At 47.9% G+C, this 17,378-nt stretch carries 22 protein-coding genes, 10 tRNA genes and 1 riboswitch; of the genes, 26 read left to right on the top strand and 6 right to left on the bottom strand.

Annotation, left to right across the window (positions count from 1 at the left end; translation table 11 throughout):
* Positions 1-64 precede the first annotated feature (64 nt).
* On the top strand, positions 65-265 hold the full coding sequence (locus tag ACHA8N_RS14570) for a hypothetical protein (protein ID WP_393966141.1): 201 nt from the start codon (positions 65-67) through the stop codon (positions 263-265).
* A gap of 46 nt (positions 266-311) precedes the next feature.
* Here the strand turns inward: ACHA8N_RS14570 and ACHA8N_RS14565 are convergent, their stop codons facing one another.
* Positions 312-1,619 (bottom strand): Na+/H+ antiporter NhaC family protein, encoded by a 1,308-nt coding sequence (locus ACHA8N_RS14565; protein ID WP_393966247.1) that lies wholly within the window; start codon positions 1,617-1,619, stop codon positions 312-314.
* Between the two features lie 78 nt (positions 1,620-1,697).
* A riboswitch (SAM riboswitch) is annotated at positions 1,698-1,801 on the bottom strand.
* A gap of 68 nt (positions 1,802-1,869) precedes the next feature.
* Positions 1,870-2,871, bottom strand: coding sequence for a metal ABC transporter solute-binding protein, Zn/Mn family (locus tag ACHA8N_RS14560; RefSeq protein WP_393966140.1), 1,002 nt, complete (start codon positions 2,869-2,871; stop codon positions 1,870-1,872).
* Between the two features lie 174 nt (positions 2,872-3,045).
* Here ACHA8N_RS14560 and ACHA8N_RS14555 point away from each other — a divergent pair, with 174 nt between their 5' ends.
* The gene (locus tag ACHA8N_RS14555) at positions 3,046-4,005 is read left to right on the top strand and encodes an alpha/beta hydrolase (protein ID WP_393966139.1); all 960 of its coding nucleotides are present in this window, start codon (positions 3,046-3,048) and stop codon (positions 4,003-4,005) included.
* 52 nt (positions 4,006-4,057) lie between these two features.
* Positions 4,058-4,648: a histidine phosphatase family protein gene (locus tag ACHA8N_RS14550; protein ID WP_393966138.1), complete on the top strand. Its 591-nt coding sequence runs from the start codon at positions 4,058-4,060 to the stop codon at positions 4,646-4,648.
* Here the strand turns inward: ACHA8N_RS14550 and ACHA8N_RS14545 are convergent.
* A complete protein-coding gene (locus tag ACHA8N_RS14545) occupies positions 4,645-5,130 on the bottom strand; it encodes a YwpF family protein (RefSeq protein ID WP_026831797.1) in 486 nt (161 codons plus the stop codon). The two genes, ACHA8N_RS14550 and ACHA8N_RS14545, sit on opposite strands and share 4 nt — an antisense overlap.
* Before the next feature lie 142 nt (positions 5,131-5,272).
* Here ACHA8N_RS14545 and ACHA8N_RS14540 point away from each other — a divergent pair, with 142 nt between their 5' ends.
* On the top strand, positions 5,273-5,602 hold the full coding sequence (locus ACHA8N_RS14540) for a hypothetical protein (RefSeq protein WP_147512016.1): 330 nt from the start codon (positions 5,273-5,275) through the stop codon (positions 5,600-5,602).
* Positions 5,603-5,622: 20 nt separating this feature from the next.
* Here ACHA8N_RS14540 and ACHA8N_RS14535 read toward each other — a convergent pair whose 3' ends face one another.
* The gene (locus ACHA8N_RS14535) at positions 5,623-7,074 is read right to left on the bottom strand and encodes a nicotinate phosphoribosyltransferase (RefSeq protein WP_147512015.1); all 1,452 of its coding nucleotides are present in this window, start codon (positions 7,072-7,074) and stop codon (positions 5,623-5,625) included.
* Between the two features lie 16 nt (positions 7,075-7,090).
* Complete coding sequence (locus tag ACHA8N_RS14530; protein ID WP_393966137.1) at positions 7,091-7,624, bottom strand: cysteine hydrolase family protein; 534 nt, start codon at positions 7,622-7,624, stop codon at positions 7,091-7,093.
* Between the two features lie 163 nt (positions 7,625-7,787).
* Here ACHA8N_RS14530 and ACHA8N_RS14525 point away from each other — a divergent pair, with 163 nt between their 5' ends.
* The 3 genes from ACHA8N_RS14525 to ACHA8N_RS14515 are packed head-to-tail and all read left to right on the top strand — an operon-like array spanning position 7,788 to position 8,844.
* On the top strand, positions 7,788-8,063 hold the full coding sequence (locus ACHA8N_RS14525; protein ID WP_147512013.1) for a 4a-hydroxytetrahydrobiopterin dehydratase: 276 nt from the start codon (positions 7,788-7,790) through the stop codon (positions 8,061-8,063).
* The gene (locus ACHA8N_RS14520) at positions 8,053-8,547 is read left to right on the top strand and encodes a hypothetical protein (protein WP_393966136.1); all 495 of its coding nucleotides are present in this window, start codon (positions 8,053-8,055) and stop codon (positions 8,545-8,547) included. Before ACHA8N_RS14525 ends, ACHA8N_RS14520 begins: the two co-directional genes overlap by 11 nt.
* Before the next feature lie 33 nt (positions 8,548-8,580).
* Positions 8,581-8,844: a hypothetical protein gene (locus ACHA8N_RS14515; RefSeq protein ID WP_147512011.1), complete on the top strand. Its 264-nt coding sequence runs from the start codon at positions 8,581-8,583 to the stop codon at positions 8,842-8,844.
* Between the two features lie 71 nt (positions 8,845-8,915).
* Here the strand turns inward: ACHA8N_RS14515 and ACHA8N_RS14510 are convergent, their stop codons facing one another.
* On the bottom strand, positions 8,916-9,662 hold the full coding sequence (locus ACHA8N_RS14510) for a rhomboid family intramembrane serine protease (protein ID WP_393966135.1): 747 nt from the start codon (positions 9,660-9,662) through the stop codon (positions 8,916-8,918).
* A gap of 68 nt (positions 9,663-9,730) precedes the next feature.
* Between ACHA8N_RS14510 and acpS the strand changes: the two genes are divergently transcribed.
* The 19 genes from acpS (at position 9,731) to ACHA8N_RS14415 (ending at position 17,362) form a co-directional block, all read left to right on the top strand.
* Positions 9,731-10,117 carry a holo-ACP synthase gene (gene acpS, locus ACHA8N_RS14505; protein ID WP_393966134.1) on the top strand — a complete coding sequence of 129 codons (387 nt, stop codon included), beginning with the start codon at positions 9,731-9,733 and terminating at the stop codon, positions 10,115-10,117.
* Complete coding sequence (gene alr / locus ACHA8N_RS14500; RefSeq protein WP_393966133.1) at positions 10,089-11,162, top strand: alanine racemase; 1,074 nt, start codon at positions 10,089-10,091, stop codon at positions 11,160-11,162. Before acpS ends, alr begins: the two co-directional genes overlap by 29 nt.
* Positions 11,163-11,302: 140 nt before the next feature.
* Positions 11,303-11,527 (top strand): hypothetical protein, encoded by a 225-nt coding sequence (locus ACHA8N_RS14495; RefSeq protein ID WP_012371670.1) that lies wholly within the window; start codon positions 11,303-11,305, stop codon positions 11,525-11,527.
* A 3-nt stretch (positions 11,528-11,530) separates the two neighbouring features.
* Entirely contained in the window at positions 11,531-11,881 is a 351-nt protein-coding gene (locus ACHA8N_RS14490) for a type II toxin-antitoxin system PemK/MazF family toxin (protein WP_014971520.1), read from the top strand.
* A 200-nt stretch (positions 11,882-12,081) separates the two neighbouring features.
* Entirely contained in the window at positions 12,082-12,408 is a 327-nt protein-coding gene (locus tag ACHA8N_RS14485) for an STAS domain-containing protein (RefSeq protein ID WP_026827246.1), read from the top strand.
* Positions 12,405-12,887: an anti-sigma B factor RsbW gene (gene rsbW / locus ACHA8N_RS14480; RefSeq protein WP_147512007.1), complete on the top strand. Its 483-nt coding sequence runs from the start codon at positions 12,405-12,407 to the stop codon at positions 12,885-12,887. Before ACHA8N_RS14485 ends, rsbW begins: the two co-directional genes overlap by 4 nt.
* Complete coding sequence (gene sigB, locus ACHA8N_RS14475; protein ID WP_012371666.1) at positions 12,853-13,650, top strand: RNA polymerase sigma factor SigB; 798 nt, start codon at positions 12,853-12,855, stop codon at positions 13,648-13,650. Before rsbW ends, sigB begins: the two co-directional genes overlap by 35 nt.
* Before the next feature lie 67 nt (positions 13,651-13,717).
* Entirely contained in the window at positions 13,718-15,838 is a 2,121-nt protein-coding gene (locus ACHA8N_RS14470; RefSeq protein WP_393966132.1) for a Tex family protein, read from the top strand.
* Complete coding sequence (locus ACHA8N_RS14465; RefSeq protein ID WP_393966131.1) at positions 15,835-16,275, top strand: SprT family protein; 441 nt, start codon at positions 15,835-15,837, stop codon at positions 16,273-16,275. Before ACHA8N_RS14470 ends, ACHA8N_RS14465 begins: the two co-directional genes overlap by 4 nt.
* A gap of 149 nt (positions 16,276-16,424) precedes the next feature.
* Positions 16,425-16,499: transfer RNA gene (locus ACHA8N_RS14460), tRNA-Asn, on the top strand.
* An 8-nt stretch (positions 16,500-16,507) separates the two neighbouring features.
* Positions 16,508-16,599, top strand: a tRNA-Ser gene (locus tag ACHA8N_RS14455).
* A 48-nt stretch (positions 16,600-16,647) separates the two neighbouring features.
* Positions 16,648-16,722, top strand: a tRNA-Glu gene (locus ACHA8N_RS14450).
* Between the two features lie 4 nt (positions 16,723-16,726).
* Positions 16,727-16,802, top strand: a tRNA-Val gene (locus tag ACHA8N_RS14445).
* Positions 16,803-16,836: 34 nt separating this feature from the next.
* Positions 16,837-16,912 (top strand) — tRNA-Asp (locus tag ACHA8N_RS14440).
* A gap of 4 nt (positions 16,913-16,916) precedes the next feature.
* Positions 16,917-16,988 (top strand) — tRNA-Gln (locus ACHA8N_RS14435).
* Between the two features lie 6 nt (positions 16,989-16,994).
* Positions 16,995-17,070: transfer RNA gene (locus ACHA8N_RS14430), tRNA-Lys, on the top strand.
* A 29-nt stretch (positions 17,071-17,099) separates the two neighbouring features.
* Positions 17,100-17,185 (top strand) — tRNA-Leu (locus ACHA8N_RS14425).
* A 4-nt stretch (positions 17,186-17,189) separates the two neighbouring features.
* Positions 17,190-17,266 (top strand) — tRNA-Arg (locus ACHA8N_RS14420).
* 19 nt (positions 17,267-17,285) lie between these two features.
* Positions 17,286-17,362 (top strand) — tRNA-Ile (locus tag ACHA8N_RS14415).
* Positions 17,363-17,378 lie beyond the last annotated feature (16 nt).

Genomic DNA, 17,378 nt, shown 5'->3' with positions numbered 1-17,378 from the left:
CCACCTCTAAGCAAGGCGTAGGTGGGGGTAGTTCAAAGTGTCACAAGAAGCGAGGGGAGAAATCATGGCACAATCCGTCAAACAGTTGCCAAAAGGAATCTGGGTTGGTATTACGATACTGCTGACTAGCCAAGCCGTGTTACTTTTTCGCGATGCTAAAAAAACAGGTCGTAATCCGTGGGTTTGGGGCGGAGCAGGACTGGTCCAGTTTCCGCTTCCGGCGATCGCATATTTCATCTTGAACCGTCGGAATCAGAAAAAATGAAGACAAATAAGTCCGGTCGCGCTGCAGGCGGCCGGACTTATTTGTTTTACGAAATATTTTCTTTGCGGACAGCAGCGGTTTTACGGCGCGGGAATCCGAAAAGGATCGCAAGGGATCCACACACGAACAATAAAAACGGATAAAACAGATACGGAATCAGCTCGGGAGAAGCCGTTTTCGTCAACTCCGCTGCAATCAGCAACTGGGCACCGTACGGGATGACTCCCTGGATGCCGCATGAGAAGATATCGAGAATACTGGCTGATTTCTTCCGATCAATATCATACGTATCGGCGATTTCGGCTGCGAGTGGACCGGCCACGAGAATCGAAATCGTATTATTCGCTGTTGCGAGATTTGTCGCACTGACGAGTGCTGCCATACTGAACTCAGCACCGCGGCGTTGTGAGATTCGTCGCGTTAAAGTTTCTTTCAGAAAAGCGATGCCACCGTTAAAGGTGATCAGGCTGACAAGACCACCCATCAGTAATGTCAAAATCGAAATTTCCGCCATGCCCATCAATCCTTCAGACATTGACAGCACGAAGCCGCTTAAACCAAAGCTGCCGTCGAGCATACCGATGATTCCTGTCAAGGCGGTTCCGCCGATCAAGACGAGAATGACATTGACACCGAACAGGGCCAAGACGATGACCGACAGATACGGGATCAATTTATAAAACTCGAAGGTCTTCGCGTCGACGACATCTCCTGTACCCGAGACAAATGCCAAGATGATGATCGTCAGGATGGCTGCCGGAAGAACAATCAAGAAGTTCGTTCTGAATTTATCACGCATGTTAGTTTTTTGCGTCCGGACCGCTGCGATCGTCGTATCAGAAATGAACGACAAGTTGTCCCCGAACATTGCGCCCCCAACGACGGCGGCAGCTGCGATGGCAACATTGACCCCAGTCGCTTCATGAATACCAAGCGCGATCGGGGCGAGTGCCGCAATCGTACCGGTTGAAGTTCCCATCGCCATCGAGATGAAGGCAGCGATGATGAACAATCCGCTCATCAAGAGGGAAGGCGGTAAAAATGTCAGCGAAGCGTTGACGGTTGCTTCGATGGCGCCGATCGCATCCGCTGTTCCAGAAAACGCACCGGCAAGTAAGAAAATAAAGACCATGATCATGATGTCCGGGTTTCCGGCACCCGTCGCAATCCGTTCAACGGTTTGATTGATACTGCCCTTGGTCGTCACGGCAGCAAAAATCAAGGCAATCAATGCGGCAATCAGAATCGGGAACTTATAAAAGTCGTCATAAAAGATGCCGGCACCGATAAAGAGAACCAAAAAGACCAGTAATGGTAGAAGGGCCCACTTGTTTGGTGTAATCGTCTCGTTCATAAAATCACTCCATTTCTGCATGTACAAAAAAAGACTCCTTCGCAAGAAAGAAGGAGGTCTTTACTGAAAAAGACGCTCTTCTTATCTCTCAAGCCGTAGCTTGCTGGATTTGGCACAGTACGATTCAATCGTCCGCTGCCGAAACATCATTGGGCCAGTCCCTCCGTCTCTCGCGATAAAAAGAAGTCATTTAATTGTCTGAAATACGTTTTCTACCGTAACGTATCTTTTAATGCATGTCAACACTACTTCACTGCAGTGCTTTTTTGAGTGTCGTGACATTTTCATTCATCAAGTCAAAATAAGAAGCGTCCTGTTGTTCTTTTGTGACCGATTCCAAGTTATGAATCGTGATCGCTTCGGCCCCGATTTCTTGTTGGATGACCCGTGCGACTTTTGGGGAAACCGTCTCTTCAAATGCAATATATTTCAAATCGTGCAGCTTGGCTTCTTTGACGAGGGCAGCCAGTTGTTTTTGCGAAGGCTCGTCAGACGGAGAGATGCCGGCGATCGGCAGTTGAGAAAAACCGTATCGTTCCGCTAAATACCCGTAAGCGGCATGTGTCACGAGCAGTTCTTTTTTGGATCCGTCAGCAACAGCTTGCTGCAAGTTTTGATCGAGCTCATCTGCCTGCGTATTAAATTCAGCGAGTTTCTTTTCGAACGTCGCTTTTTTGTCCGGCACTTCTTTTGCCAACGCCGTCGAAATCGATTGGGCCATCAATTTGGCATTGTTCGGATCAAGCCAGACGTGCGGATCGTACTTGCCGTGATCGTGTCCTTCTTCTGCGTGCTCGTCTTCTGTGTGCTCGTCTTCATGAGCATGCTCTTCGTCGTGTGCGTCTGACTCTCCGTGAACATGCACCGTAGCACTCGCTTCAAGCAAATCGATGCCTTTGCTTGTCTCGATGAACCGGACATCGTTCCCTTTGAGACTGGCTTTAATTTTTTCTGAATACGGCTCAAGTGTGGTTCCGGTCAAGAGGAACAGATCACCTTGTGCGATTTCTGTCAGTTGTTTTGAGGTCGGCTCATACGAATGGGGATCGGCACCCGGAGGAACGATCATCTTGACATCAACATCAGCGCCGCCGATTTCTTTGGCAATCGCCGCTGTGGCGAACGTCGATGTATAGACATTGAGTTTTTGGTCGGCCGCGTCTTGATTCGAACCTGAATCAGCTGATCCGCAGGCAGCGAGGAAAGTGGCGCTGGCGAAAGCGACCGTTAAAGCGGGAATTAACTTTTTCATATGTGTAAACCTCCAAGAAGTATTAAAACGTAATTATTCCGATTTGAACCTTTTCACTATAACGAATCCAAAACAAAGCGTCAAGCACAAGAGCGGGAAGAAGTTCGACTTCTAAAAAAATGGGGTAAAAGACTAATGAGATTAAAAATCGCGAGGATGCCCGGAGGTGATGAGGTGAGACGGGAAACAGCATGGTTGATGGGAGGGGCTGCCCTTTTGACGACGGCCGCTGCCGGTGCGAGTATTTGGAACAATTACGGTGCTCTTTTACGGTGGACGGAACCGGCGCTTCCGCTTGCGGAAACCCAACTGGCTCCACGGACCGTTTTGTATAAAACGATCGGCGAGAAGGAGCTCAAACTGGATCTGTATTATCCGGTCGGTGAAGGACCGTTTCCGGTGGCGATTTATGCACATGGTGGAGCATTTGTCAGAGGAGGGCGTGATGATCTCTTTTGTTTTGCCCCGATCGTCGACCGTTTGTTAGAGCTTGGCATCGCTGTTTGCAGTATCGATTACCGACTGTTTGAAGACGGCAGCTATTTTCCGGATAATTTGGAAGACGTACGCGACGCCCTCTGTTTTTTAAATCAGGAAGCAGATAATCTGCGGATTGCGCGGGGACGAATGGTCCTTTGGGGGGATTCGGCCGGTGCGGCGTTGATGTTGACGACCGCCCTTGCGCCGATGGAGTTCATCGGTGACCGAAAAGCGGAACAACTCCCGCTGATCAGCGGCGTCATCGCCTTGTATCCACCAACGAACTTCTTATTATTTAAGTTCATTCAAACTTGGATCGCCCACATCAAATTTTATGGGGGAGGACGGGAGGAATGGCGCGCACTCATGACACGTGTCTCACCTGCAACCCATTTGACCGCCGATTCACCACCGATTATGCTGTTGCACGGGAAAAAAGATCCGATTGTTCCCTTTACGCAAGCGCTGCACTTCATTGAAAAAGGAGCCGATGTCGGGGCGGATGTCCGGTTGTTTTCGTTTCCGAACGGAACCCATTCATTGGCCAGCTTTGCGCAGACGGAAAATCCGCTCAAAATTGAACGGTTGCTCGATCGGATTGAAGCCTTCAGCTGTCAAGTCCTTGTCTTGCCACCTCGTGAGCCTCTTCACTAAGTAAAGAAACATGATACAATCAGTCATATTTCTTTTTGAAGGAGACAATGAGATGACAGAAATTTGTTTAGTGCGCCATGGTCAGACTGATTGGAATTTAAACGAACGGATTCAGGGGCGGGAAGATATTCCGCTGAACGAAACAGGGCGGTGGCAAGCCGGCTTGAGTGCCACGTATCTCGCACAGGAGAAATGGGATGTCTTGATTTCCAGCCCGTTGTCCCGGGCGGTCGAAACGGCGGAAATCATCGGCCGTGCCGTAGGGCTTGAGGTGACGGAAACGGATGACCGGTTGGTCGAGCGCGAATTTGGTTTGGCATCGGGCAAGCCGATCGCCGGAATTTATGAAGCTGTCCAGGCGAATGATACGGACCGTGTCCCGGGTCTTGAGACGGAACAGGAAATTCAGGCACGAGTCTTCGCAGCTGTCGAAGAGTTGACACAAAAACATCGAGGAAAACGTCTGTTGATCGTCTGTCATTCGCATACGATCAAAGCCGCTTTATCCTCGATTGATGACACATTCAGTTACCGGACACCGCTTAAAAATGCATGTGCCAACTATATTCGTTTTTCCGACCGGTATGAAATCGACCAAATCAATGTCGCGGACCACATCCTGGACTGGACGAAACGTCCTTAACTGATTTTCGGATTTTCTTGTAAGTACTGTTTAAACGTTTCTTTGGCGATGCTTGTAATATGGGCACCGCGTTTGGAACGGCGGTCTTTATATTCCTGAATCAACGCTTCCCCTGTGAAATGGTCTTCGACGACTTCCCGTAAGATCGATTCGGATAAGTCATTTTTCATCATCACCATTTTTCCGGTGAACAAATAAGAGGTGCCTTCGTTTAACGGTGTACATTCGAGTGGTGTGACGATCATAGCAGCGGGATCGTTGTCCGGTCGGGAAATTGTGATTTCAATCAAGGCCCGTAAATTTTTTGCAAACAGTTCATCGATGATTGGTTGATCGTGCTTTAAGACGACGATTTCAGCCACCCACTGGGCTGTCTGATCGGTGCTGACAGTTAATCCGTCTTTGATCGTGACCGGAATCGTTGTATCCCGGCCGGATTCGTCCATCAAGATACGTAGTGTGCACAGTTTAAAGGTTTTCACGAAAACTCCTCCTTGCTTGAATGTACGCAGGTTTTCTTCAGTATAACGTGACGATACAGATGATGGGAAAGTTTTAACGAGGATTTTTAAGTGAACTATGTTTAAATGAAAGTAGAAATCAGAAACAGGAGGAACGTTCATTATGCCGCAAGCATTAATAGGAGTATTAGGAATCATTGGCATCATTTTACTTGCTCATAACGTCATTACGTATTGGCATGCTGAACCAACCGATCGTCCGACGCTTGCTTATCGTATAGCGCTCCTGATTGCCTGTTTGCTTCTCATCAGTGGAAGCGATCACTTAATCAGCATTTTTTATGCGGATTCATTGGCTGAGTTTGGCCAACGCATCACGTATATCGTCTTTATCGGAGGTGCGCTCGGTTTCGCGTGGTACTTTCGTCAACAAATGGAACAAGCGTCAATCCAAATGACGTCCACACCAAATGAAACAGCCTACTTCAGCTGAAGTAGGCTGTTTTTATACGCTTATTTTAAGCCGCTTGCAGTGCGGGTGTCGCGAATCATATCGAGTTTTAGTTTCCAGAGACGGTCACTGAACGTGATGGCGTACACTTCCGGCAGCCGCAGGCGCTTGTACTCTTCCCACAGACGACCGATTTGTTGTTCGTGGAAGTGACGACTCTCTTCAATCGTCGGTACCGTATAAACCAGTTCACCGTCTTTGAAGATAGGTCTGAGTAATCGTTCGACGTGGAAGTTCTCAATCCGGTTTCGGAAAGAAGGGTCCCGGACGTCGATTAAGTCAATCGACTCCAATGCAGTCGGATCTTCATCGAGCAACGTCACATAGTCACCTTTGAACTTGTTCGTGACACGATCGACGATCCGGTACACTTCCTTAATGTGCGGTGTCGTCGTTTTGGCTTTAGAAGAAGAAACCTTGATAACAGGAATGAGTTCACCATTGGATTCACGCGCGACCAGTTTGTAGACCATACCGAGCGCCGGTTGTTCGTACGCTGTGATACCACGTGTTCCGACGAGGAACGTATTCGCTTGCGCACCTTGAATGCGTAAGTCTTGAATGACGTATTCGTCGAGATCCCCGGACAAGACGATGTCGACATACGGGAAACCGGCTTCGTCGAGCATTGTCCGCGCCCGTTTTGATAAGTACGATAAATCGCCGGAATCAATCCGGATACCACGCAACTTATGCCCGTTTTCTTCGAGTTCCTTCGCGACGATGATGGCGTTCGGCAGACCGCTTTTCAGCGTGTCATACGTATCGACGAGTAACGTCGCCTGATCCGGATAATAAGCGGCAAATGTCCGGAAAGCCGTTAATTCGTCATCGTGGAACTGGATGTCAGCATGCTCCATCGTTCCGCCGCTTGGAATTCCGAAATCCCGTCCGGCAGAGGCGAGGCTCGTGACATCGAAACCGGCTAAGTAAGAAGCGCGGGTTCCGAAGTAGGCGGCATCGATTCCTTGCGCCCGGCGTGCTCCAGCTTCTAAGAACTTCGCACCCGGCGCCGACTGGCGGATTCGGGCATACTTTGTTGCGATGAGTGATTCGTGGTTCGCAATGTTGAGGATGGCGGTTTGCAACAGCTTCGCTTCAAAAATCCGCGCCTCGATGCGGATCAACGGTTCGTTCGGGAAGACGATTTCACCTTCTTTGACACTTGAAATCGAACCGGAAAACTTGAACTTCCGTAACTCTTCTTTGAACTCGTCCGGAAAACCAATCATTTTTTGAAGATACGTAATGTCCTCTTCCGTGAAATGTAATGTTTGGACATATTCAATGATATTTTCAAGACCGGCGAAGACGACATACCCGCCCTCAAACGGATTCGTTCGATAGTAGACATCAAAAACAGCCCGCTCGTTGTGACGCCCTTCTTGCCAGTAGATGTACATCCACCGCGGCAGATACAGATCGGTATGGAGTGCGAGATTACGTTGTAACATGAAGACAGATCCCTTCTTATTCGCCGACGACGTCTGCGCCGAGCGATTGCTTGAAATGTGTAAGTGCCCAGTCATGACCGGCGGCATTAAAGCTCGCGACAGCATCGGCATGGACGACGATTTTATATCCCAGATTGTAGGCATCGACAGCTGTATGCAGGACACAGATGTCTGTACAGACTCCGACTAAATGAACTTCGTGAATCGAACGTTCACGTAACCGTAAATCAAGATCCGTTCCGGCGAAAGCACTGTAACGTGTTTTATCGATGACATGATCCGCGACCCGTGCCATTTCCGCTACTTGTCCGAATAGATCCCTGCCGTGAGTGCCGCGTATGTTATGCGGCGGGAAGAGGACGGTTTCCGGATGGAAGGTATCTCCTTCTTCATGGATATCATTTGCGATGACGACATAATCCTTAGACGAAAACTCATCCATCAGCGAAGCGATTCGTCCTTCGATGACCTGTCCGGGTTTTCCGCACGTCAACTTTCCTTCATCGGCTACAAAATCAACCGTATAATCAATCACGATCAGTGCACGCATGAGCGTCTGCCCCTTTCTTTTTGGGAGATAGTGTTCTCTTTCACATTGTACTCTATCTGTTGCGAAAGACAAAAGGAAGAAATCCGTCGAGCAGAGGTATATGAAACTGGAAAAGTAGGGTATAAGGTATAGGACGAAAACAATGGTGGAGGAGGAAAATGGCATGAAGAGGTTGAATGAGTATGAAGTGGAAGAACGTCTGGAAGGGCTGTCTGAGTGGCGCGTTGTTGAGGGCGAGATTGTCCGGATGTATACATTGGAATCTTTCCCGTCGGCACTTGATTTTGTACAAGAGGTTGGTGCGGTGGCGGAACAGTTGAACCATCATCCACGGATCATCATCGATTACAAAAAAGTCACACTTGCCGTGACGACACATGATTCCGGCGGTCTGACGGAAAAAGACTTCGAACTCGCGGAGGCCTGTGATGCCATCTAAACTTTCCATTACATTCGGTAGCGGCAATTTTGTTGATAAGATTCGATCCCGTGATCCTCAAATCCGTGCGGCAGGTGGAAGCGGAGAAGCCTTGTTATTCATTGAAACAGAGGGGAAATCCCCATTCCAAAGCGGCAGCACCTATACGTTGCTTGAAACACGGGGAAATTTTAGCGAACAAGGCAGCCTGTTTTATTGGTCGATTCCAGCTGATCAAAACAGCGGCGATTTGTTTGTCCATCATGTCATGTCCGACCCGAAAGTGTTGGGGGCGGAATACGACAGTTTTCAAGCAGTCCGGATTGCCCGTGTCGAGCGGGGGACGGATTTGGTTTTACTGATTCAGTTTAATCATGAAGCAGACGCCTCGCGCTATGCGAAATCAGTTGAACGACTGACCGTTGACCAGTATGCTGAAGAGACAGGGAAGTCGTTTGCACCTTCTCCGGTTATGAAACGGTATCAGCTTTTACAACCACTTTAATAAACAGTTCAATTAGTCTAGGGGGAAAAACAGATGAAAAAGAATTATTTTTTAGCAGCAACACTCGGTGGCGCACTGGTTGGTGCGACATTATCAATGCTTCACAAAGATACGCGTCAAGCGCAGGTCGCATCGCTCAAGCGTACATTTGGCGGAGCCGGCACACAGCTCTCAGCTGTTAAACAAGATCCAAAAGGCCGCTTTGAAGAACTTCGTGCCCTATATACAGACAACCAAGAAACCATTCATAACTTAATTGATGATATCAAAGATCTTGCGGAATCATTACGCAAATAAACATCTAAAAAAGCGGGCCCTCCAGAATTCCGAAAGTCGGAAACCGGGGGACTCGCTTTTTTTGTTGGTCTTCAAATGAATCGTGCCAGTAGACCGAAGACGGCGAAGGCGACGATGACATAAAAGATGATCCGTCCGAGTTGTCCGGAACCGCTTGTATGAACAATCCGACCGCCTGACGCAGAGCGTCTTCCGGTGTTAAACGACCGTGTAAACGGTACCGTTCCTTTTCCGAAAATGAATCCGGCGAGGAACCCGAGAACAAAACCATACAAATGACCAAAAACGGAGACGTTTGATCCGAGTAAGGTGAAGATGGCTGTGATGGCACTGAAGATATAAACGAGACGTGCATCATCCGCAGAGATCACGGTCCGTTTGAAGCGTCCGAGGTAAACATAAAAACCAAGCAAGCCTAAAATGGCCCCTGAGGCTCCGGCTTGACCGTAAAACGGTTCATTGATTTTCGTGAAATACGTCAAGACATTGGCGAACGTACCGACGAGCAGATAAAAGGACGCAAACTTCGCATGACCAATCATGCGCTCTAATGCAGGTGCGAAAATGATCAAAGCAAACGTGTTGAAGGCGATATGCCAAAAATCATAATGCAGGAACGTCGCAGTCACGACACGCCACCATTCGCCGTTTCCGATGGACAGATTGATGGCCGCTCCGTAATTAAGCGGCGAAAAACCAAAGTTGAAAAAGGCATTCAACTGTTCGATGACAAACAAAGCGACTTGGATTAAAATGAACAACGACACGACCGGATAAGAACGTGTGAACGTTTGTAAGTTTTCCGTTCGACTAAACATGACAACACCTCGCTTCCTCTTCATTCTATATGAAGATGGCGAAGAATAGAACTGTGGAGGCGTCAAGAATGATTTTCGGAATAGGACTGGATCTCGTGGAACTGAAACAAATGCAACAGACGATGGAACGTCAGCCACGAATCGTCAAGCGAATCTTGACGGCAGAAGAACAAAAACGTTTTGACACTTTGTCATCCGGACGGCAGCTGGAGTATCTCGCAGGTCGATTTGCAGCAAAAGAAGCGTTCGTCAAAGCATTCGGAACGGGTATCGGTGCCGAAGTCTCCTGGCTTGATCTTGAAGTATTGAACGAAGCATCGGGACGACCTGTCATGACCGGACCGTTTGACGGGATGATTCATCTGTCGATCACGCATTCCGATCATTATGCAGCTGCGCAAGTCTTATTAGAAAAGAGGAGTTCAGATGTATCGACCAACTTGGATAGAAATTGACCGCGATGCAATCGCGCATAACGTACGGGAAATTAAAGCGCGGATAGGGCGACAGACGATGATGGCGGTCGTCAAAGCGGATGGATATGGACATGGTGCCGTCACCGTCGCAGAAATTGCTTTGGCAAACGGAGCAGATTTGCTGGCGGTCGCTTTGCTGGAAGAAGCGATTGAACTGCGGGAAGCGGGAATTCAGGCACCGATTTTAATGCTTGAAACGCTTTTGCCGGAACATGCGCCAATCGCTTCGAACTATGATGTCGCTGTACCTGTTTTTTCAGAAGAGTGGTTGCGTGAAGCGAAACAGCACTTAACAGACGTTGATCATTTACGGATCCATATCAAAGTCGACAGCGGGATGGGACGGCTTGGCTTACAGACCCTTGAAGAGTTGGATGCCGTCTTAAAAGAACTTGACGCAGATGTGATGGAACTAGAAGGGATCTATACCCACTTCGCGACAGCGGATGAATTAAACAGTCGTTTGTTTGATGCGCAACAAACCGTATTTCTGCGTTTTGTTGAACAGGTGCCCGATATTCGTTATATCCATGCTGCCAATTCGGCAGGTGCGATTCGTCTTGTCGGACAAGAACCGTTTAATGTCGTGCGGATCGGCATCGCATTATACGGGGCCATGCCGTCAGATGAAATGATTCCATATTATGATTTTTTGAAGCCGGCTTTCTCGTTAAAAAGTCGTCTGATGCAGGTCAAACGTGTTGAACCGGGTCAAACAATCAGTTACGGAGCGACGTATACGGCACCGACGGATGAATGGATTGGAACGGTACCGATCGGATACGCGGATGGTTGGTCCCGTAAGTTTCAAGGTTATTCGTTACTCGTTGACGGTTATCCGTGCGAAATCGTCGGGCGCGTCTGCATGGACCGCTTAATGATTCGTCTGCCGCGTGACTATCCGATCGGGACGGAAGTAACGTTGATCGGTCCGGGTGCCCCAATTGATGAGGCGGCCCACTGGCTTGGAACGATCAATTATGAGGTTCTCTGCCAATTCTCCAAACGAGTGCCCCGTGTTTAGTTTTTGAAAAGACATCAATATGATGGTAAAAAAATGTTATTTGTTTGAATTTTGATTGTATTTTCTGAATTCGACTGATATATTGAAGTAGAAAGTGAGTCGTTCGTTAAGGTTTCAGTGAATCTGGAGGTGCCATTATCTTGGTCCAACAACGGGAAAAGCAATTTGTTGAACGAAATGTAGCGAAGGAGACGATTGGGATGAAGTCGAACCATACGACCGAAGAACGCAAGCGTCAGCTACGTGAGGAATTGAAACGTGGTTACGAAGAGATGGCAGCGATCAATTTATCAATCGTTGGCGAAATGTTCCAGATTGAAACGGAGGCGGAGTTCTCGCTCCTACGTCAAGTAAGCGGGGTGTAAGCTTTGATAGTCAAACGTGGCGACGTGTTTTATGCAAATTTGTCACCTGTGGTCGGATCGGAACAAGGAGGCGTTCGTCCTGTCCTTGTCCTACAAAATGATATTGGTAACCGATTCAGCCCAACTGTAATCGTAGCTGCGATTACGGCACAAATCGACAAAGCCAAACTACCGACCCATGTGGAAGTATATCGAGAGCGACACGGATTAGAACGTGATTCGGTCATCCTACTTGAGCAGGTCCGTACAATCGACAAACGCCGTCTAACGGATAAAGTCACACATCTAGATCCGGACACAATGATGAAAGTAAACAGTGCCGTCGCGATCAGCCTAGGCTTGATTGATTTTTAGGCACTTACATAGAGAAGAGAGAAGAGTCGATACATCTGTATACGACTTTTTTTGAACATTTTTTTAAAAAGCGGTTTAAAAATGTTTGAATCCGGGAATTATGTCAGAGTGACCTTTTCTTTAAGAAGGGTCGTTCCGAAAAATAGATGAAATAGATAGAGAGAACACATAGCAGATTTTCCTTGAGGAGGAACTTGAAGATGGATTTAACAATTAAAACAGAGCAACTGGATGGTCAGACACATCTCTATATCGCAGGAGAGATTGATACGTATACAGCACCGAAACTTCGTCAAGAACTTGTACCAGCCGTTGAAGCCAATGATGTCGTCGTACATTTAGATGAAATTCATTACATGGATTCAACAGGTCTCGGCGTGTTTGTTGGTGCACTTAAGGCATCAAAGAAAAACGGAACATCGTTTACACTCGTCGGTGTATCGGAACGTATTCGCCGTCTGTTCGAAATCACAGGTCTTTCTAGCATCATTACAATCGACAGTGGTGTACGAGGTGGGACGCAATGAAGAACGAACAACTTGAAATGACACTCCCGGCAAAACCGGAATATGTTGCCATCGCACGATTGACAGTTTCAGGTGTCGCAAATCGAATGGGTTACACATACGATGATATCGAAGACATCAAAATTGCTGTTTCTGAAGCATGTGCAAATGCCGTGCAACACGCATATGAAGATGAGAAAGACGGATCGATGGCACTGACATGTAATGTCTACCCGGATGACCGCCTTGAAATCATCGTTAAAGACAACGGTGTGACGTTTGATAAAGACAGCGTCAAACGCCAAAGTGAACCGATTACAGAATCACATGATTTAGACTCTCTGCACGAGGGGGGACTAGGGATCTTAATGATTGAAGCACTCATGGATCAAGTCACGATCGAGAAAGCAAACGGCGTCACTGTCCATATGACAAAATATATGAATAGAGATGAGGTGGGTCAAAGTGCCAGCAAAGTCTCAACAACGCCATCACAGTGATGACGAAGTCCTTCGACTAATTGACCTATACCAACAAGATGACCAAGATGAAGAAGTCCATGCTGCTTTACTGGCCCGTTACTCGGATCTTGTCGAGGCACTGGCTCGTAAGTTCTCACGTGGCCGTCCGATTCATGATGATCTCGTTCAAGTCGGAATGATTGGGTTGCTTGCCGCCCTGCGCCGTTTTGATAAAGAGTTTGGTCGGAGTTTTGAATCATTTGCTGTGCCGACGATCATCGGAGAAATCAAACGATTTATCCGTGATAAGACATGGAGTGTTCACGTTCCGCGTCGTATTAAGGAACTTGGACCGAAAATCAAAAAAGCCGTCGAAGAATTGACGACAGAACTGCAACGTTCACCGCGTATTGATGAGATTGCAGCTCGATTGGAAGTATCGGAAGAGGAAGTCCTCGAGACACTGGAGATGGGGAAAAGTTACCAAGCTTTGTCAGTCGATAGTTCGATTGAAGCCGATCAAGAAGGCAGTACGGTTACGTTGCTTGACCTCGTCGGTAATCAGGAAAATGGATATGATTCCGTTGACCAAAAGCTGATTCTTGAAAAAGCGTTTGCTGTTTTGACGGATCGGGAACGTTCGATTTTGGAATGTGCGTATTACCGGAACATGAGTCAAAAGGAAACCGGGGAATTACTCGGTATTTCACAGATGCATGTCTCGCGTTTGCAGCGCCGCGCTCTTCAAAAATTACGGGAAGCGATTAAAGTCGAACCAAATGAAGTATTTTCAAAAGACTGATGCGGATGCATCGGTCTTTTTTTGTGTCCCGTCCATTCTTCGGTATAATGAAACAGAGGTGAGGAAAATGGAGAAGAGAATCGCAACTGAATTGAACATTAGACCGGCACAAGTCAAAGCCGTTTTACAATTGACGGAAGACGGAGGGACAATTCCGTTTATCGCCAGATACCGTAAAGAACAAACCGGTGAACTCGATGAGGTCGAAATCAAAGCGATCCTCGACCGCCATAAAAGTATCACGCAACTGGAAACCAAACGAGAAGATGTTCTCCGAAAAATCGAAGAGCAGGGTGTTTTGACGCCTGAATTGAGCCGGGGTTTACAAGAAGCGACGACGTTGCAACAAATCGAAGACTTATACTTACCGTTTCGTCCGAAGCGGAGAACAAAAGCAGAAATTGCCCGTGAAGCAGGACTGACACCCTTTGCTGACTTTTTACGTTCACCGAAGCCATACGATGAACAGCAATTTAACCAGTATGTCGCAGCGCACGGGGAAGGCGAAGCGATTGCCGGGGCACAGGCCATCATCGCGGAAGAATGGGGCGAACAGGCGAGCGTCCGGGAGCACATCCGGAAAACCGCCTATCGTTTTTCCGATATCGTCACGAAACTAAAAAAAGACGCGGTTGATGAAAAAAGTGTTTTTGCCCAGTACTACGAATACAGTGAACGGATCCGCCAAATCGTGCCGCACCGGATATTAGCCATCAATCGTGCAGAAGCCCTAAAAATCGTCTCGGTGAAGGTTGTGTTGGAAGAACAGCAAATTCTTCCGTATCTGCTCCGTCCATTTAACCGATTGGCGGAACAAAAACGCCGCTTAGTCGAGGAAGCCGTCCACACGGGTTACAAGAAATCAGTGTTTCCGGCAATCGAACGTGAACTACGGAATGAGTTGACGGAAAAGGCGGAAAACCAAGCGATTGAAGTGTTCGGGAAAAACTTACGGCAATTGTATATGCAGCCACCGATGAAAGGGAAGGTCATGCTCGGTCTTGATCCTGCGTACCGGACCGGTTGCAAGTGGGCGGTCATTGATCCAACCGGTGAAATGAAAGAAGTTGGTGTCGTCTATCTGACGATGTCGGAGCAAAAAGCGCAAGAGGCACGTCAAGTCTTAACGAAACTTGTCAACCGTTACGGGATTGAATTGATTGCGATCGGGAACGGGACGGCTTCCCGTGAGACGGAATCGTTTGTCGCCGACTGGATCAAGGGGCACGATCAAATTGCCTTTACGATCGTTGATGAAGCGGGAGCCAGTATTTATTCGGCATCTGAAATCGCACGCACCGAGTTTCCGGATTTGCAGGTCGAGCAACGTTCGGCAATCTCTATCGCACGACGACTGCAGGATCCATTGGCGGAGCTCGTCAAAGTTGATCCGCAATCTGTTGGTGTCGGACAGTACCAACATGATGTCACGCAGACAAAGTTAAAAGAGACGCTCGACTTTGTCGTTGAGACGGTCGTTAACCAGGTCGGGGTCGATGTGAATACGGCATCAGAGTCGTTACTCGGTTATGTGGCGGGGATTACAAAAGCGACGGCGAAGAAGATCGTCGAACGCCGATCAGAACTGGGGGCTTTCGAATCACGGAAGGAATTGTTGAAAGTCCCGCGTCTCGGGGCGAAAGCGTATGAACAGGCAGCAGGCTTCTTACGAATCCCGGAAGGCAGTCATCCGCTCGACCGGACACCGATTCATCCGGAGCAGTATAAAACCGTCGAATTATTATTCAAGCAACTTGATTTATCGTTACAGACAGTCGGAACAGACAGCTTGCGCTCTCGGCTGGGGGAACTTTCTGTATCTGAGACAGCTCAATTACTTGAAGTCGGTGAACCGACGTTGCGGGATATTATTGAAGCCTTACAGCGTCCGGAACGTGATCCGCGGGAAGCACTCGATAAACCGCTTCTTCGCCAAGATGTCTTATCACTTGATATGATTCAAGTCGGAATGGAATTTCAGGGAACAGTGCGGAATGTCCTCGACTTTGGTGCATTTGTCGACATCGGGGTCAAAGAGAGTGGTCTCGTTCATATTTCGAAGCTCAGTAAAAAACGGGTCAAGCATCCGCTTGATGTCATCGCTGTCGGAGACATCGTAACGGTGTGGGTGACGAGTGTTGAGCCGGAACGCGGACGTATCGGATTGACGATGGTGAGTCCTTCATGACGAATGAACAATTACAGCAATACGTCGAGCAGCTTTCGCTCGACGTGTTTGCTTTACCTTTTGAACACAAAGCCATTTTTAACGACCGTTTAAAGACAACCGGCGGGCGCTATTTTTTGGCGGATCATCATTTGGACTTCAATCGGCAGTACCTGATGGATTTAAAAATCTTTCGGGGAATCGTTATCCATGAGCTGTGTCACTATCATTTACACTTACGCGGAATGGGGCATCGGCACCAAGATTCGGATTTTAAGGAGTGGTTGAACCGGTACGGTGGGTTACGTTACAGTCCACGTTTAAAAGAAAATGAAAAAAAGATGTATGTATATGAATGCGAAAAATGCAGGACATTATATAGAAGGAAAAGACGGATGAATACGGAACGTTATCGTTGCGGACGATGTCATGGAAAGATTTTTTACAAAAGTAGTTGACGTTCATTTCGGAGCATGATAAATTATAGAAGTCGTCAAAACGACAGCAACTAAACAACTTCTCGTCACTAAAAACTTTTTTAAAAAAGCATTGACGAAGAGAAAGAAAGTTGCTAATATAGAAAAGTGTTCTGAAACGAACGTCACGTTCCGCAATAGCTCAGTGGTAGAGCAACCGGCTGTTAACCGGTAGGTCGTAGGTTCAAATCCTACTTGCGGAGCCATTATCTTTGGAGATGTACCCAAGTGGCTATAAGGGGCGCCCCTGCTAAGGGTGTAGGCCGGGAAACTGGTGCGAGGGTTCGAATCCCTCCATCTCCGCCAGACCTCTTATGTGAATTTGTTACTTGAGAATAATTATCAGTTTTAAATGGCCCGTTGGTCAAGCGGTTAAGACACCGCCCTTTCACGGCGGTATCACGGGTTCGATTCCCGTACGGGTCACCATTTTGGAGGATTAGCTCAGCTGGGAGAGCATCTGCCTTACAAGCAGAGGGTCGGCGGTTCGATCCCGTCATCCTCCACCATTTTTAATTTCATACTTAAGTTTCACAAAAATGTGGTCCTGTGGTGTAGCGGTTAACATGCCTGCCTGTCACGCAGGAGATCGCGGGTTCGAATCCCGTCAGGACCGCCATTTTTGGGCTGTGGCCAAGTGGTAAGGCACTGGATTTTGATTCCAGCATGCGAAGGTTCGATCCCTTCCAGCCCAGTTTTTCGTGTCATTAGCTCAGTTGGTAGAGCATCTGACTTTTAATCAGAGGGTCGCAGGTTCGAATCCTGCATGACACACCATTTTTTAATTTTAAATTAACTTTATATTTGCGGTCGTGGCGGAATGGTAGACGCGCTAGGTTGAGGGCCTAGTGGTGGCAACACTGTGGAGGTTCAAGTCCTCTCGACCGCACCATATCGCACCCTTAGCTCAGCTGGATAGAGTACTTGACTACGAATCAAGGGGTCGGGAGTTCGAATCTCTCAGGGTGCACCATATTTTGTTTGCTTTTGACGGGCCTATAGCTCAGCTGGTTAGAGCGCACGCCTGATAAGCGTGAGGTCGGTGGTTCGAGTCCACTTAGGCCCACCATTTTCAAAACAAACGA

Source organism: Exiguobacterium sp. S22-S28 (assembly GCF_043359615.1).
Taxonomy (GTDB): Bacteria; Bacillota; Bacilli; order Exiguobacteriales; family Exiguobacteriaceae; genus Exiguobacterium_A.
This window is presented reverse-complemented; position numbering and strand designations above follow the sequence as displayed.